Genomic DNA, 15,746 nt, shown 5'->3' on the forward strand with positions numbered 1-15,746 from the left:
CTTCTCATGACCGTGAATGCCTTTATTTGTGATGCGATCCGCACCCCCTTCGGCCGCTACGGCGGCGCGCTGGCAAGCGTGCGCCCCGACGATCTGGCTGCCGTCGCTATCAAGGCGCTGGTGGCGCGCAACCCCGGCGTGCGCTGGGAAGAGCTGGACGACGCGATCATGGGTTGCGCGAACCAGGCCGGTGAAGACAACCGCAACGTTGCCCGCATGGCGACCCTGCTGGCCGGTCTGCCGATCGAAGTCCCCGGCGCCACCGTCAACCGCCTGTGCGGTTCGGGGCTGGATGCCATCGGTACTGCCGCCCGCGCCATCCGCGCCGGCGAAGCCGGCCTGATGCTCGCGGGCGGCGTTGAAAGCATGAGCCGTGCGCCGTTCGTCATGGGCAAGGCCGACAGCGCGTTCTCGCGCAATGCCGCCATCTTCGATACGACCATCGGCTGGCGCTTCATCAACAAGCTGATGAAGGCGCAATACGGCGTGGACTCCATGCCCGAGACCGCCGAGAACGTCGCCGACGATTTCAAGATCAGCCGCGAAGACCAGGACTTGTTCGCGCTGGCCAGCCAGCAAAAGACGGCCCGCGCGCAAAAGGAAGGCGTGTTCGACGCCGAGATCGTGCCGGTATCGATTGCCCAGAAAAAGGGCGATGCCATCATCGTCGCCAAAGACGAGCACCCGCGCGAGACCAGCCTGGAATCGCTGGCCAAGCTGAAGGGCGTGGTTCGTGAAGGCGGCACCGTCACGGCCGGCAATGCGTCGGGCGTGAACGACGGCGCTGCCGCGCTGCTCCTGGCCGACGAAAAGGCCGCTGCCCGTCACGGCCTGACCCCGCGCGCCCGCGTGGTCGGCATGGCCACTGCTGGCGTCGCGCCGCGCATCATGGGCATCGGCCCGGCGCCCGCCACGCTGAAGGTGCTGGCCCAGACCGGCCTGACGCTCGACCAGATGGACGTGATCGAATTGAACGAAGCCTTCGCCGCCCAAGGCCTGGCCGTGATGCGCCAGTTGGGCTTGGCCGACAACGATCCGCGCGTGAACCCCAATGGCGGCGCAATCGCCCTGGGCCATCCGCTGGGCGCCAGCGGCGCGCGTTTGGCCACCACCGCGATCAACCAGCTGCACCGCACCGGTGGCCGCTACGCGCTGTGCACGATGTGCATCGGCGTGGGCCAGGGCATCGCGCTGATCATCGAGCGCGTCTAACGCAAAAGTGTTGTTTTTTCCCGCCGTTTTTCAGGCAGGGAATGAAAAGGGAGCCCCGCGGGGCTCCCTTGTTGCTTCCGGGCGGGGGCTGCCGCCTCGGGATGGCGCCGCTCAGGGCAGGCCGTCGATTTTCCGTCCCGCCTTGATGCCATGCTCGGCGAACCAGCCTTGGGCCATTTCCAGGGCGTAGCGCACGGGTTTCTTCGCGCAGTGCGGGTCTTCGGTCTGGGGCGCCATGTCGTCGATATTGACGATCGTGCCGTCGTCGGCGATAAAGGCTATCGAAAGCGGCAGAAGCGTGTTGCGCATCCAGAAACACTGCACGTCGGGCTGTTCGAACACGAACAGCATGCCTTCGTTGCCGGGGAGTTCTTTGCGGAACATGAGTCCGTCGCGGCGCGTGGCATCCGTATTGGCGACTTCTGCGCGGATAATATGGATACCCGCCGAAAGCTGGGTGGTCGGCAACGGCGCCTGGGGCCCGGTCTGTGCTTGCGCGCCGGCGCTCAAGGCCAGCGCGGTCGCGGCGATTGCCGAAGCAGATAACGCTTTCCGTACTGCTGACTTAAAGAACGCTGTCTTGAACAACGTGCGACTGACAGGGAACAACACAGCATTCTTCAGCATGGCCTGGCTTGGTATTAGGGAAAATAACAAGGCGGGGCTCGAAAGCCCCGCCTGAATTAATGGCGCAACCTTACCGTTGCACTTTAAGGGTAACTCAGGCAGCAGTGATATTAAGCGCCTGTTTGCCTTTGGGCCCCTGAATGATCTCGAAGGCCACTTTCTGGCCTTCTTTCAGGGTTTTAAAACCATTCATCTGGATGGACGAAAAGTGGGCGAACAAATCTTCACCGCCGTCGTCGGGCGTAATGAAGCCGAACCCCTTTGCATCGTTGAACCATTTGACGGTGCCCGTCGATTTGGGATTGTCCCCTTGGACGGCGGTTGCGGTCGTATCAGACATGCGGACTGCCTCATTGAATCGTATGTTGACAGAAGGGCATCGCGGTCAAGACCCCTGTCCCCCCTCCGGCTTCCTGGCAGATTTTCGATGAGTTGAAAACCCCAGAATGCGCTGATAATGCGCTGCTTTTCTTCGCCTCGTCAAGTATGGAAACTACGTATTTCTGCGTGTAATTTTGCGTAAGTTACACGTTAGGCGTCCCCAGTTTAAATAGAATAGCCGCCCTATGAGTTCTACCTTGGATACCCAGCATGATTTGGCCGTCGAGAAGGCACCGGCACGCGCCGCGCCGCCTCCGATGTATCAGGTCCTGTTGCTGAATGACGACTACACGCCGATGGAATTCGTCGTGAAAGTCCTGCAAAAGTTCTTCAATAAGAATCACGAAGAGGCCACGCGGATCATGCTGCAAGTGCACCACGAAGGGCGCGGAGTATGCGGGGTGTATCCCCGCGATCTCGCCGCGACCCGCATTGCCCAAGTCGGGCAGTATGCGCGGGCGCGCCAGCATCCCCTTCAATGCGTGATGGAACCCGTTTAATAACTAAAGAAGCGCCGCCAGCGATGGCGGCGTTGTGCTGTCCGCAATTTGCAGGAAAGTAGTATCCGCGTACCGGGAAGCGCGCGGACTTGTTGGTCGGCAGCTCCGCCGCAAAGGAGCATTGAATTTGAGTAGGCGGAGGGGTTTGCCGTGAGTGGAAAGATAAGCAAGACCTGGCTGGCGGTAGCCGGCGTTGTGGTGCTGGCTGGCGCCATCGGCGCGGGCTGGTGGATGGGTAAGGACCGCCAGGCGGTCGCACCGGCCCCCGCGCCCGCCGCATCCTCCCCTGCGGCCAATCCGGCGGCCGCGCCCGCTTCGGGCGATAAACCCGCGCTGCCGGCCAGCGCGACGGTCGGGTCGGCCGACCCCTTTGCCGCGCTGACGTGCCAACCGCGCCAATATAACGACGCGCTGTCGCTGTCCGTCACGTTCACGCAGCCGGTGGATGGCAAGGCCAATCTGGATGCCTTCCTTCAGGTAACCGATGTCGGCGCCATCTCCGGCAAGGAAGATCAGGATAGCGAATCGTCCGCGTCCCCCAATGATCAGCCTGCCTCGGTCAAGCCGGGCGACTCCGCGCCCAAGGGCAAGATCGTGAAGGGCAACTGGATCGTGGGCGACAACCCGCGCATGGTGTACTTCCCCTACGTTCAACCGCAGCGCAAATACGCGATCACGGTGCGCTCGGGCCTGCCCGGCGTGGGCGACAAGGTCGTGCTGGCTGAAGCGTCGAATTGCGAAGTCAACACGCAGGCCATGCCGCCGTCGTTCTATTTCGCCAGCCGTGGCGTCGTGCTGCCGGCCGGCCAGAATGGCGGTTTGCCCGTGGCAACGGTCAACGTGTCCGAAGTTGACGTGCAATTCCTGCGCGTGGCGCCGGACCGCGTGCCGGAACTGTTTGAATCTGTCCTGGGCATCGGCCGCAACACGGCTGCAGAGGCCGACGACGACGATGGCGGCCAATACGACGAGGAAGACGGCTGGCGCTATTCCGACAATCGCAGCCTGAAGGGCTCGGTCAGCAATTGGGACCTGGACCGTCTGAATTCGTTGACGACCAGCGTCTACCAAGGTCGGTTCCTGACGGACGACAAGCCCAACCGCCGCCATGTGACGTTCCTGCCCGTTGAAGGCGTGAAGGAACTGCAAGAGCCCGGCATCTATATCGCGGTGATGAGCCAGCCTGGCCGTTTCCGCTACGAATACCAGGTCACGTACTTCTACGTTAGCGATATCGGCTTGCATGCCCGCCGCTACACCGATCGCATTGAAGCCTATTCCGTGTCGTTGAAAACCGGCCAGGCCATTTCGGGCGCCACGTTCGAACTGGTGGACGGTGCCGGCAAATCGTTGGCCAAAGCCGCTGCCGATGCGCAAGGCCACGTCCGTTTCGAAGGCAGTTTCACCAATGCGCGCGTCATCCGCGCCTCGCGCGACAAGGAAATGACCGTGCTGGCGCTGGCGGAACCGGCGCTGGATCTGTCGGAGTTCGACACGGGCGGCCATGTTTCGCGCCCGAACAATCTGTTTGTCTATGCAGGCCGCAACCTGTACCGCCCGGGCGAAACGTTCAACGTGTCGGTGCTGCCGCGCGACCTGGACGGCCGCATGCTGACGCCGGCGCCGCTGACCGCCACGATCAAACGCCCCGACGGCCGCGTGGTGCAGACGACCCTGTGGCAGCCCAAGAAAGATCTGGTGGGCTATGTTGAACGCGCGATCGATCTGCCGCTGGATGCGCAGACCGGTTCGTGGCTGCTTGAACTGCGCGTGGACCCCACCTCGCGCGCGCCTGACGCGTCGTGGAAATTCCAGGTTGAGGAATTTCTGCCCGAGCGCATGAAAATGGCGCTGACTTCCGATCAGGAGGTACTGTCGCCCGATGAAGAACTGACCGTGAATGTGCAGGGCGACTATCTGTATGGCGCGCCCGCCGCGGGCAACCGCCTGCTGTCGACCTTCCAGGTCAAGCGCGACCGCTTCGCCCTGGCGCAGCAATTGCCGGGCTTTATCTTCGGCGATGTGGCCGACGATTCGCGTCGCACCTTTGGCGAATTGCCCGAGGCGGCGCTGGACGACAAGGGTTATGCCCAGGTCGAGGTCAACCCGAACACGTCCGGCACGCATTCGCCCATGAAGGTTCGCGTGTCGGCCAGCCTGCTGGAATCCGGCGGCCGCCCGGTGGTGCGCTCTATCGAGCGCAGCGTCTGGCCTGCCGACAAGCTGATCGGCGTGCGTCCGCAATTTGATCGTGACGTGGCCCGCGAAGGCGCGCCGGCCGGTTTTGAGGTGATCCGGGCAAATGCGCAAGGCAAGATCGAACCGCTGGCCCAGGCCCAGATGCGCTTGTTCCGCGAAGAGCGCCAGTATTACTGGCGGTTTGACGACCAGCGCGGCTGGAACAGCGGCTATACCGAAACCGATGAGCTGGTCGATTCGCGCGAGATCGCGCTGAACGACCGCGCTCAACTGACCGTTCCGGTCAAGTGGGGGCGCTACCGTCTGGAACTGAGCGATCCGGAAACGGGCCAGACGATGCGCTACCGCTTCTATGCGGGCTGGAACGCGCAGGACGCCGATGCGATGGGCAACCGCCCGGACCGCGTGCAGATGAAGCTTGAAGGCGTGCCGGCCAAGCCGGGCGACACCGTCAAAGTCACGCTGACCCCGCCGCACGATGGCCAGGCACTGGTCACTGTTGAAGGCGACCGCATGTTGTGGTCCACGTGGGTGGCCGTGAAGGCGACCGGCACGCAGATCGAGATCCCCATCAACAAGGATTGGAAGCGTCACGACCTGTACGTGGCCGCTGCCGTGTTCCGTCCTGGCAGTGAAGGGGACCGCGTGACGCCGGCGCGCGCGCTGGGCCTGGCGTTCCTGCCGATCGCCAGTGCAGATCGCAAACTGGACGTCAAACTGTCCGCGCCGCCCAAGGCCGTGCCCGAGAACAAGACGACTGTGCGCGTCAAGGTGGACGGCGCCCAGGGCAAGCAGGCCACGGTGACCCTGTCCGCGGTGGACGTGGGTATCCTGAATATCAACCAGTACGCCACGCCGGATCCGCTGGACTTCTTCTTCGGCAAGCACCGTTACGCGCCCGAATTGCTGGACATGTACGGCAAGCTGATTGAAAAGATGGACGGCACCAAGGGCAAGCTGAAGTGGGGCGGCGACGCCGCCATGCGCGGCGACAGCAAGAGCCTGCCGAAGAAGGTCAAGCTGGTCGACCTGTTCTCCGGCCCGGTGACGCTGAACGCGCAAGGCGAAGCGGATATCCCGCTGGACCTGCCCGATTTCAACGGCACGCTGCGCCTGATGGCCGTGGCGTTCACGGCTGACAACTACGGCAGCACCGACACCGAAATGGTGGTGGCGGCGCCAATCGTGGCCGAGCTGAACACGCCGCGTTTCATCACCCCGGGCGACCAGGCCGCGATTGCGCTGGACGTGACCAACCTGAGCGGGGCTGAACAGAAGATCACGGTCAAGCTGGAAGCGCTGGACCCGTTGGCGATTCCTGATGGCGTTCGCACGCTGACGCTGAAGGACAAGCAACGCACGACCTTGCGCTTCAATGCGACCACCACGGGTTCCTACGGCCTGGGCCTGATGCGCCTGACCGTCGACGGGCAGGGCGCTGGCAAGCCCGTGCACATCGTGCGCGAGTCCGTGCTGCAAGTGCAGCCGGCCTATGCCGGCGAACGGCAAGTGCGCCGTGTAAGGCTGAACCCGGGCGAATCCAATTCGCCGCAGGCGTCGTGGGTGTCTTCATACTATCCGGACTCGGCCTTGATCAGCATGACGGTGTCGAACCGTCCGCCGTTCAATGTGAACCGCCTGGTCGAAGGCCTGCTCGCCTATCCGTATGGCTGCACCGAGCAGACCATCAGCCGCGCTTTGCCGTGGGTGCTGATCGACGAAGATGTCGCCAAGCAGTTCGGTTTGAAGCCGCGCACGCAAGTCGAGCGCGCGACTCAGGTCTCGGGCGCCATTGCCCGCCTGTCGGGCATGCGCAACGCGGTGGGCTCCTACAACTTGTGGAGCGGTTCTACCTCGCGTGATGTCTGGCTGACGGCCTATGCGGTCGGTTTCCTGCAGGACGCGCGCGACAAGGGCTTTGAAGTGCCCGAAGCCACGCTGGACCGGTCGCGCCAGTGGCTGCTGGAGCAAGTGCAACAGACGTCGAACGGTTTCGGCACGTGGTCCGTGAACCTGCGCCGCAACGTCGAGGCTGGCCGCATCGACGGCAGCGACGCCAACATCCTGCGTGAAGACCATCGGCGCTTTGCCGGCCTGTCGACCGCGGTGCTGGCGCTGGCGCGCGACAAGAAGGCGCCGCTGTCGACCGTGCGCCAGCTGTTCGACAACTACCAGGAGCGCGCGCGTTCGCCGCTGCCGCTGATCCAGCTGGCTGCCGCGTTCAAGCTGATGGGCGACGAAGGGCGCATGAAGTCCGCGCTGGACGCCGCGATGACGCGTGAATACGGGTTCCCGCGCCGTAACTACAACGCCTACTACGACGAATGGCTGGGCGACTACGGCAGCAGCGTGCGCGACTACGCGTTGGCGTATGCGCTGGCGAACCAGTACGGCTTGAAGCACGACCGCCTTGAAAACTTGATGACGCAATTGACGGCGCGTCTGGGCAATCGCTCGTACCTGTCGACGCAGGAACGGATGGCGCTGTTGCTGGCCGCCCGTGCGGTCGGCGGCGACAAGGGCACGCCGTGGGAAGCCTCGCTGACCGTCAATGGCGCGCGCAAGCCGCTGGACGGCGGCAAGAGCGACCAGATGGTGGCGCTGTCGGCAGCGGATCTGGCGAATACGCAGCTGGTCAACACCGGTTCGCAATCGCTGTTCGTGGAATACGACATCCAGGGCAGCCCGACCGTTGCGCCCAAGCCGCGCAACGACGTCATCCAGTTGAAGCGTGGCTGGTACCGTCCGGACGGCAAGCCGTGGGACGGCGGCACGTTGCAGACCGGCGACATGCTGGTGGTGTGGGTGCAGGCCTCGGCCAACCAGAGCATCCCTGATGCCCTGATCGAGGACCGCGTGCCCGCGGGCTTCGAAGTCGAGAACCTGAACCTGTCGCAGAGCCCCGAGATGCAGGAATGGACGATCGGCGGACGCCGCGTGGCGGAAGCCATGGCGGATTCCAACATCAAGCATCGCGAGTTCCGCGACGACCGCTATGTGGCTGCCGTGTCCCTGGGCCGCAGCAAGGTTGACGTGTTCTATCTGGTGCGTGTCGTGACCCCGGGCCGCTATGCGGTGCCGTCGACGGTGGCCGAAGACATGTACCGTCCCGAAATCCGGGGCGTGGGCGAGCAATGGAGCACGGTCGAAATCCGCGACCGCGGCGCCAAGCGTCCTTGACCGCCGCCGCCACCCCCGCGACGGGCGCCCAGCGCGCTCGTCGCTGGCGGCGGCGCGGCATCATCGCGGCCAGCGTGTTGTTTGCGCTGGCCGCGTTGTTATTCGTGCTGGACCGCCTGTATCCGCTTCCCGCCATTGACTCGGGCGGGGCGGCCGTCGTCGTCGCCGCCGACGGCACGCCGCTGCGCAACTATCCCAGCCGGGACGGCATCTGGCGCTACCCCGTCAAGCCGGCTCAGGTGTCGCCCAGCTATCTGGACACCTTGCTGACTTATGAGGATCGCTGGTTCTACTGGCACCCGGGTGTGAACCCGGTGGCGCTTGCGCGCGCGGGCTGGCAATGGGCCACCAACCGCCGCATTGTGTCGGGCGGATCCACGTTGACGATGCAGGTCGCGCGGCTGATTGATCCGCAGCTGGCGGGCAAGCCGTCGCGGTCGATGTCGGCAAAATTGCGCCAAGCCTGGCGCGCCGTGCAGTTGGAAATGCACTACAGCAAGGACGAGATCCTGTCGCTGTATCTGACGCATGCGCCGATGGGCGGGATCGTTGAGGGCGTGGAAATGGGGTCGCGGCTGTGGCTGGGCAAGCCGGCCCGCGACCTGAGTCCGGCCGAGGCCGCCATGCTGACCGCCTTGCCGCAGGCGCCGTCCCGCTTGCGGCCCGACCGGCATCCCGAAGCCGCCCAGGCCGCCCGCGACAAAGTGCTGGACCGGATGGCCGAACTGGGCCGTTGGACGCCTGCCGAGGTGGCCGACGCCAAGATCGAGACCGTGATCGCGCCGCCGTTGCGGTCGCGTTGGCTGGCGCCGCTTGCCGCGCAGCGGCTACTGCAAGAGGCGGGCGGCCGGTCGGCCAAGCGCCGTCCGGGAGATCGCCCGCCGCTGGTGGCTTCCACGCTGGACGCGGATATGCAGGCATCGGTGGAACGTATGTTGCTGGATCGCGTCGATAGCCTCCCGCCCAAGGTGTCGATGGCTGTTCTGGTCATGGACAACGACACGCTGGAGGTTAAGGCTTACGCAGGATCGGCAGATTTTTCCGACGATACCCGTTATTCCCATGTGGATATGGTGCGCGGCGTGCGTTCGCCGGGTTCTACTCTGAAGCCGTTTTTGTATGCGCAGGCGCTGGATGAAGGCCTGATCCATTCCGAAAGCCTGCTGATCGACGCCCCCATGTCGTTCGGCGGCTACGCGCCGGGCAACTTCCAGGCGGCTTTTTCGGGCCCGATCAGTGTGTCGCAAGCGCTGCAGCGGTCGTTGAATGTGCCGGCCGTGGACTTGCTGGACCGCGTCGGACCCGTCAGTTTCGCCTCGGTGATGGCAGCGGGCGGTGTCCGGTTACGTTTGCCTGCCGGTGCGGCACCGAATTTAAGCTTGATTTTGGGCGGGGGTGGCACCACATTGGAAGAACTGGTCGGCGCTTATCGGGCGCTGGCCCGGGACGGAATCTCCGGCCGGCCGCGTCTGCGGGCGGAGCAGCCTCGGATCGAGTCCCGTATGATGAGCGCTGGAGCCGCCTGGATCGTCCGCGATATCCTGGAGGGCGGCGGGCATCCCGACCGGCCTTTCTACCAGTCGGGTAGCCCGGCCCGTCGGCTGGCCTGGAAAACCGGGACCAGCTTCGGATTCCGGGACGCCTGGGCGATTGGAGTGACCGACAGATGGACGCTTGGCGTCTGGGTCGGTCGCCCGGATGGCACGCCGAACCCCGGATTTTTCGGGGCGAATGTGGCGGCGCCGCTACTGCAGGATATTGTGGCGGCGTTACCGGAAGGGGCGCAGCAGGTGCGCAGCCGGCCCGAAACGGTGCAGGCGGCAGTCACATGTTGGCCATTGGGTTACCGGCTGGGCAGCGTGCCCGGGGGCGAATGCCCTGAACAGCGCGCGGCCTGGCTGCTGAATGATACGGCGCCGCCGTCATTTGCCGGCTATACCGATGCCACGCAGGGGCCTTTGCGCCTGGGTGGCGTGGCGAACGGTTCGGTATTGCGGCCCGTGCCCGGTAGCAAGCAGGTGGCGCTGGATGTAGATGTGCAGGGCGCCGAAGGCGAAGTATGGTGGATGCTTGACGGGCGCGTGGTGAATCACGGCGCGTCGAGTCATCCGTTTAAATTGGTGCTGGCGCAAGACGGCCGGTATACGCTTACCGTCATGGATACACAAGGCCGCCACGATAGAGTGGTTTTTGAAATCGCTGGCGTTACGCCATGATCGGCATAGAATATGAATCGTGTATTTGACCGCTTCGATGCAATACGGAGGAAGCGTGATTTCTCAAGAGCTTGAAGTCAGCCTGCATATGGCTTTCGTCGAGGCCCGTTCGGCCCGACATGAATTTATTACCGTCGAGCACCTGCTGTTGGCACTGCTCGATAACGCTTCGGCTGTCGAGGTTCTGCGCGCTTGCGCGGCGAACCTGGACGACTTGCGCCGCAACCTGCGCCAGTTCGTCTCGGAGAACACACCCGTGATCCCCAGTGGCGCCGAAGTCGACACACAGCCGACGCTAGGTTTCCAGCGCGTGATCCAGCGCGCCATCATGCACGTTTCCGCAGGGGGCACCGGCAAGAAACCGGTCACTGGCGCGAATGTGCTGGTGGCCATATTCGGCGAAAAGGACTCCCACGCTGTGTATTACCTGCAACAGCAGGGCGTGACACGGCTGGATGTGGTCAATTTCCTGTCGCATGGCATTACCAAACAGCCCCAGGTGGAGTCCGCCGCCGTGCAGAAAGAGCAGCAGACCAATGGTGAAGAGCAGGGCGAATCGCGTCAGTCGCCACTGGACCAGTACGCCACCGACTTGAACGCCGCTGCGCTGGCGGGCCGCATCGATCCCCTCATCGGGCGCGAGCACGAAGTCGAGCGCGTGATCCAGGTGTTGTGCCGCCGCCGCAAAAACAACCCGCTGCTGGTTGGCGAGGCCGGCGTGGGCAAGACCGCCATCGCCGAAGGCCTGGCCTGGCGCATCACGCGTGGCGAAGTGCCCGAAATCCTGCAGGCGGCCCAGGTCTTTTCGCTGGACATGGGCGCGCTGCTGGCCGGCACCAAGTACCGCGGCGATTTCGAACAGCGTCTGAAGGGCGTGCTCAAGCAGATCCGCGGCAACCCCGATGCGATCCTGTTCATCGATGAGATCCACACGCTGATCGGCGCCGGTTCGGCGTCGGGCGGCACGCTGGACGCGTCCAACCTGCTGAAGCCGGCCCTGTCTTCCGGGCAGCTCAAGTGCATTGGCGCGACCACGTACACCGAATATCGCGGCGTGTTCGAAAAGGACCACGCGCTGTCGCGCCGGTTCCAGAAAATCGACGTGCCGGAGCCCAGCGTCGAGCAAACCGTGCAGATCCTGCGCGGGCTGAAGAGCCGCTTTGAAGAACACCACAGCGTGCGCTACTCGGCTGCGGCCTTGTCGGCGGCCGCCGAACTGTCCGCGCGCTTCATCAATGACCGTCATCTGCCCGACAAGGCCATCGACGTGATCGACGAGGCCGGCGCCGCACAGCGCCTGCTGCCGCGTTCGCGTCAGAAAAAGGTGATCGGCAAGGTGGACATCGAAAACATCGTGTCCAAGATCGCCCGCATTCCGCCGCAGTCCGTTTCCAACGACGACCGCAGCAAGCTGGCCACGCTGGACCGCGACCTGAAAACGGTCGTGTTCGGCCAGGACGGCGCGATCGATGCGCTGGCCGCCGCCATCAAGATGGCGCGTTCGGGCCTGGGCAAGCCGGAAAAGCCGATCGGCGCGTTCCTGCTGTCGGGTCCCACCGGGGTGGGCAAGACCGAAGTGGCACGCCAACTGGCGTTCACGCTTGGGGTCGAGCTGCTGCGTTTCGACATGTCGGAATACATGGAACGCCATGCGGTATCGCGCCTGATCGGCGCGCCGCCGGGATATGTCGGGTTCGACCAGGGCGGCCTCTTGACCGAAGCCATCACCAAGCAGCCGCATTGCGTGCTGCTGCTGGACGAAATCGAAAAGGCCCACCCGGATGTGTTCAACATCCTGCTGCAGGTCATGGACCACGGCACGCTGACCGACAACAACGGCCGCAAGGCGGACTTCCGCAACGTCATCCTGATCATGACGACGAACGCGGGCGCCGAAACCTTGAACCGTCCGTCGATCGGGTTTGCCAATTCGCGGATGCTGGGCGACGAAATGGCGGAAATCCGCCGTATGTTCACGCCTGAATTCCGCAACCGCCTTGATGCGATCATTCCGTTCGCCGCGCTGGACCGCGAGGTCATCCTGCGCGTGGTGGACAAGTTCCTCATGCAGCTGGAAGACCAATTGCATGAGCGCCGCGTGGAAGCCGTGTTCACCACGAAACTGCGCGAACACCTTGCCAAGGAGGGGTTCGACCCGCTCATGGGCGCGCGTCCCATGCAACGTCTCATCCAGGACACCATTCGCCGCGCGTTGGCCGACGAGCTGCTGTTCGGCAAGCTGGTCGATGGCGGTTCGGTCACGGTCGACCTGGACGATGCGGGCAAGGTGACGCTGGACTTCGACGACAGCGGCAAGCCGCCTTCGTCGGATGCGCCGGATAAGCAGGAAGTTGAACTGATCGACTGATGACCGCGGACCGCCAGCCGCTGATCGAGTGCGAACACTGCGCAAGCGTTTATCGCCGACATCAGCTTGAACCTGGAGAGACTGCCAATTGCGCCCGCTGCGGAGCCACACTCTGGCGATACAGCGGGCTTACTTTGTCCAATTGGCTGGCCCTCGCCATCACCGCCCTGATTATCTTCGGGGTGGCCAACGCCTATCCGGTCGCTTCCATGTCCGTTCAGGGCATGGTGCAGCAAGCATCGCTGCTGGACGCGATTTCCATCACCTGGCGCCAAGGCCATTGGGTGGTCGCCGTCATGACGGGGCTGGCCGGCTTTGCGTTGCCTCTGCTGCAACTGACCGTGTTGCTCTGGGTGCTGGGCCCCTTGTCGCAAGGCCGCGAACCTGCCGCCTTCCGGGGGGCGATGCGCCTGTTGGGCGTGCTGCGGCCGTGGTGCATGGTGCCCGTGTTCCTGCTGGGCGTGCTGGTCGCGGTGGTGAAACTGGCCGGGATGGCCGCGGTGTCGCCGGGCATCGGGCTGGGCGCATTTGGCGTGCTGACCATTCTTCTGACCATGCTGGGACGGCTGTCGCCGCATGTGCTGTGGCGTTTCGCGGAATCTTCGGGCGTGGCGCCCGTGCACATTCCTGAAAGTGCGCCCGATACGGTGCTGGCCGGCTGCCATGTCTGCGGCCAAGTGCAGGCGCTGCCGCGCGACGCGGACCCCGAAGAAGAACACCATTGCGTGCGCTGCGACGCGATGGTGCATTATCGCAAGCCGGATCATTTGGCCCGCACGTGGGCGCTGCTGTTGGCGGCGGTCGTGTTCTACATTCCCGCCAACGTGCTGCCGGTCATGCAGGTCAGTTCGGTGCTGGGCGACAGTGCCCATACTATTCTGGGCGGTGTGGTCGAGCTTTGGGAAATGGGCTCCTGGGACATCGCGCTGATTGTCTTCATCGCCAGCGTCGCCGTGCCGTTGACCAAATTGCTGGCGCTGATACTGCTGTTGTTGACCGAGCAATGGCGCAGCACGACCAATTTGCGTCCGCGTACCCGCTTGTATCAAATGGTCGAGTTCATCGGCCAGTGGTCGATGCTGGACGTTTTTGTCGTTATATTGCTGGCGGCGCTGGCCGATTTTCAGGGACTGATGGAAATCAGCGCCGGCGCGGGCGCCGCGGCCTTTGGCGTGGTGGTGATCCTGACCATGCTGGCCGCCATGAGCTTTGATTTACGGCGCAGTTGGGATCTTGAAGGCGAGAGCGAGATCGAGGCGCCTGAGGTCGCGGGTAGGGCTTCCCGGGCCCAGGCGCAGCCGCACACGCGGGGGCCAGTGGCGCCCGTCGCAAGTAAAGAAGTGGGCTAGCAATAACCGGGGTTCCCCGCTTAAGAAGAAAAAGGAAAATTGATGTCCGACCAAGCTCCTGGATCCGGTGAGGAAAAGCAGTACCAATCGCCGACCATTTCGCGCAAGCAGAAGAGCCGGATCTCATGGATCTGGCTAGTGCCGATCGTGGCGGCGCTGATGGGCATATCGCTGGTCGTGCGCACCTGGATGCAGGCCGGTCCCGACATTTCCATTTCATTCAACACGGCCGAAGGGCTGGAAGTGGGCAAGACCCAGCTGCGTTACAAAGACGTGAACATCGGCACGGTCAAATCCATCGGTTTCAATAGCGATCGCAGCAAGGTGGTCGTGAAGGCCGAACTGGCCAAGGAAGTAGCCGACCTGGCGCGGGAAGGCACCAATTTCTGGGTGGTTCGGCCGCGCTTGGACGTAAGCGGCGTGTCGGGGTTGGGCACGCTCTTGTCGGGCGCGTATATCGGCGTGGATGCGGTCGAAGGCAAGAACGGGTCTACCAGCAAGGCCACCAAACTGAATTTCGAAGGGTTGGAAATCCCGCCCGCGGTTACGCATGACCGCGCGGGCAAGCGCTTCGTGCTGAAGGCATCCGACCTTGGGTCGCTGGACATCGGTTCACCGGTCTACTTCCGCCGCATCAATGTGGGCCGCGTGATCGGCTACGCGTTGGACAAGACCGGCGGGGCGGTGAACGTCGAAGTGTTCGTCGACGCGCCGAACGACAAGTTCGTGACCAATGGCACGCGCTTCTGGAATGCCAGCGGCGTGGACTTAAGCGTTAACGCGGATGGATTGAAGGTGCGCACGCAGTCGCTCGTGTCGATGGCGGTGGGCGGCGTGGCGTTCGAGCCCGTCCAGACCGCCCGCGACGGCGCCGCGCCAGCGCCCGCAGACGCGAAGTTCGACCTGTATCCCACCGAGTCGGCCGCCCGCGCCAACCCGGATGGCGAGGCCTTCCCGATCCGCATGCGCTTTGATCAGTCGATCCGGGGGCTGACGGTTGGCGCGCCGATCGACTTCAACGGCATCACGTTGGGCAACGTCACGCAGATCAACCTGGACTTCGACCCGGTTTCCAAGCGCTTCTATTCGCTGGTGGATGCCACGCTGTATCCGGAACGCCTGGGCCGCGTGTACGAAGAAGTGCGCAACCGCGCGGTGCAGGATGGCGACGTGGCGGGCCACCGCTTGCTGGGCGTGATGATCAAGCACGGCCTGCGCGCGCAACTGCGCACGTCCAACCTGCTGACCGGCCAGTTGTATGTCGTACTGGATAATTTCCCGAATGCCAAACCGGTGGAGTTCACGCCGTCGGATCCCGCCATCATCCCGACGATTCCGGGCAATCTTGACCAGTTGCAGCAGCAGGTCAGCAATATCGTCGCCAAGATCGAGAAGATTCCGTTCGACAAGATCGGCGAAGACCTGCGCACGACGCTGTCCAGCACGTCCAAGCTGATGAACCGCCTGGACAAGCAGGTGGCGCCGGAAGCCCAAAGCATGCTGAAGCAGGCCAAGGAGTCGATGGCGAACATCAATGCGATGCTGGCCTCGGACGCGTCCTTGCCGGTCAATACCGAAAAGGCAATGCAGGAACTGAGCCGCGCGGCGCGTTCGCTGCGGGCCTTGGCGGACTTCCTGCAATCGAACCCCGAAGCCTTGCTGCGCGGCCGCGGCAATGACCCGATTCCCGGCGCAGGCCCTGTCAGGAACTGAA

At 63.8% G+C, this 15,746-nt stretch carries 9 protein-coding genes; 7 read left to right on the top strand and 2 right to left on the bottom strand.

Features of this window, described 5'->3' with window-relative positions; translation table 11 throughout:
- Window positions 1-6 precede the first annotated feature (6 nt).
- Window positions 7-1,212 (top strand): 3-oxoadipyl-CoA thiolase, encoded by a 1,206-nt coding sequence (gene pcaF, locus ACI0FO_RS20970; protein WP_105556335.1) that lies wholly within the window; start codon window positions 7-9, stop codon window positions 1,210-1,212.
- A 111-nt stretch (window positions 1,213-1,323) separates the two neighbouring features.
- Here pcaF and ACI0FO_RS20975 read toward each other — a convergent pair whose 3' ends face one another.
- Both ACI0FO_RS20975 and ACI0FO_RS20980 read right to left on the bottom strand, forming a co-directional pair.
- A complete protein-coding gene (locus tag ACI0FO_RS20975; RefSeq protein ID WP_416029785.1) occupies window positions 1,324-1,839 on the bottom strand; it encodes a DUF192 domain-containing protein in 516 nt (171 codons plus the stop codon).
- A 94-nt stretch (window positions 1,840-1,933) separates the two neighbouring features.
- Window positions 1,934-2,179 carry a cold-shock protein gene (locus ACI0FO_RS20980; protein WP_006220277.1) on the bottom strand — a complete coding sequence of 82 codons (246 nt, stop codon included), beginning with the start codon at window positions 2,177-2,179 and terminating at the stop codon, window positions 1,934-1,936.
- 226 nt (window positions 2,180-2,405) lie between these two features.
- Between ACI0FO_RS20980 and clpS the strand changes: the two genes are divergently transcribed.
- The 6 genes from clpS to ACI0FO_RS21010 all read left to right on the top strand — a co-directional run bounded on the left by clpS (window position 2,406) and on the right by ACI0FO_RS21010 (window position 15,745).
- Window positions 2,406-2,720 carry an ATP-dependent Clp protease adapter ClpS gene (clpS, locus tag ACI0FO_RS20985; RefSeq protein ID WP_006220276.1) on the top strand — a complete coding sequence of 105 codons (315 nt, stop codon included), beginning with the start codon at window positions 2,406-2,408 and terminating at the stop codon, window positions 2,718-2,720.
- A gap of 231 nt (window positions 2,721-2,951) precedes the next feature.
- Window positions 2,952-8,099, top strand: a complete 5,148-nt coding sequence (locus ACI0FO_RS20990) for an alpha-2-macroglobulin family protein (RefSeq protein ID WP_416029861.1) — start codon at window positions 2,952-2,954, stop codon at window positions 8,097-8,099.
- A complete protein-coding gene (gene pbpC, locus ACI0FO_RS20995) occupies window positions 8,096-10,315 on the top strand; it encodes a penicillin-binding protein 1C (protein ID WP_416029787.1) in 2,220 nt (739 codons plus the stop codon). Before ACI0FO_RS20990 ends, pbpC begins: the two co-directional genes overlap by 4 nt.
- Before the next feature lie 55 nt (window positions 10,316-10,370).
- Entirely contained in the window at window positions 10,371-12,683 is a 2,313-nt protein-coding gene (clpA, locus tag ACI0FO_RS21000; RefSeq protein ID WP_006227890.1) for an ATP-dependent Clp protease ATP-binding subunit ClpA, read from the top strand.
- Entirely contained in the window at window positions 12,683-14,032 is a 1,350-nt protein-coding gene (locus tag ACI0FO_RS21005; RefSeq protein WP_416029790.1) for a paraquat-inducible protein A, read from the top strand. The genes clpA and ACI0FO_RS21005 overlap by 1 nt, the downstream gene beginning before the upstream one ends.
- Before the next feature lie 42 nt (window positions 14,033-14,074).
- Window positions 14,075-15,745, top strand: a complete 1,671-nt coding sequence (locus ACI0FO_RS21010; RefSeq protein ID WP_416029792.1) for an intermembrane transport protein PqiB — start codon at window positions 14,075-14,077, stop codon at window positions 15,743-15,745.
- Window position 15,746 lies beyond the last annotated feature (1 nt).

It is taken from the genome of Achromobacter marplatensis (genome assembly GCF_049060505.1).
In the GTDB taxonomy this organism is placed as follows: Bacteria; Pseudomonadota; Gammaproteobacteria; order Burkholderiales; family Burkholderiaceae_B; genus Achromobacter; species Achromobacter marplatensis_A.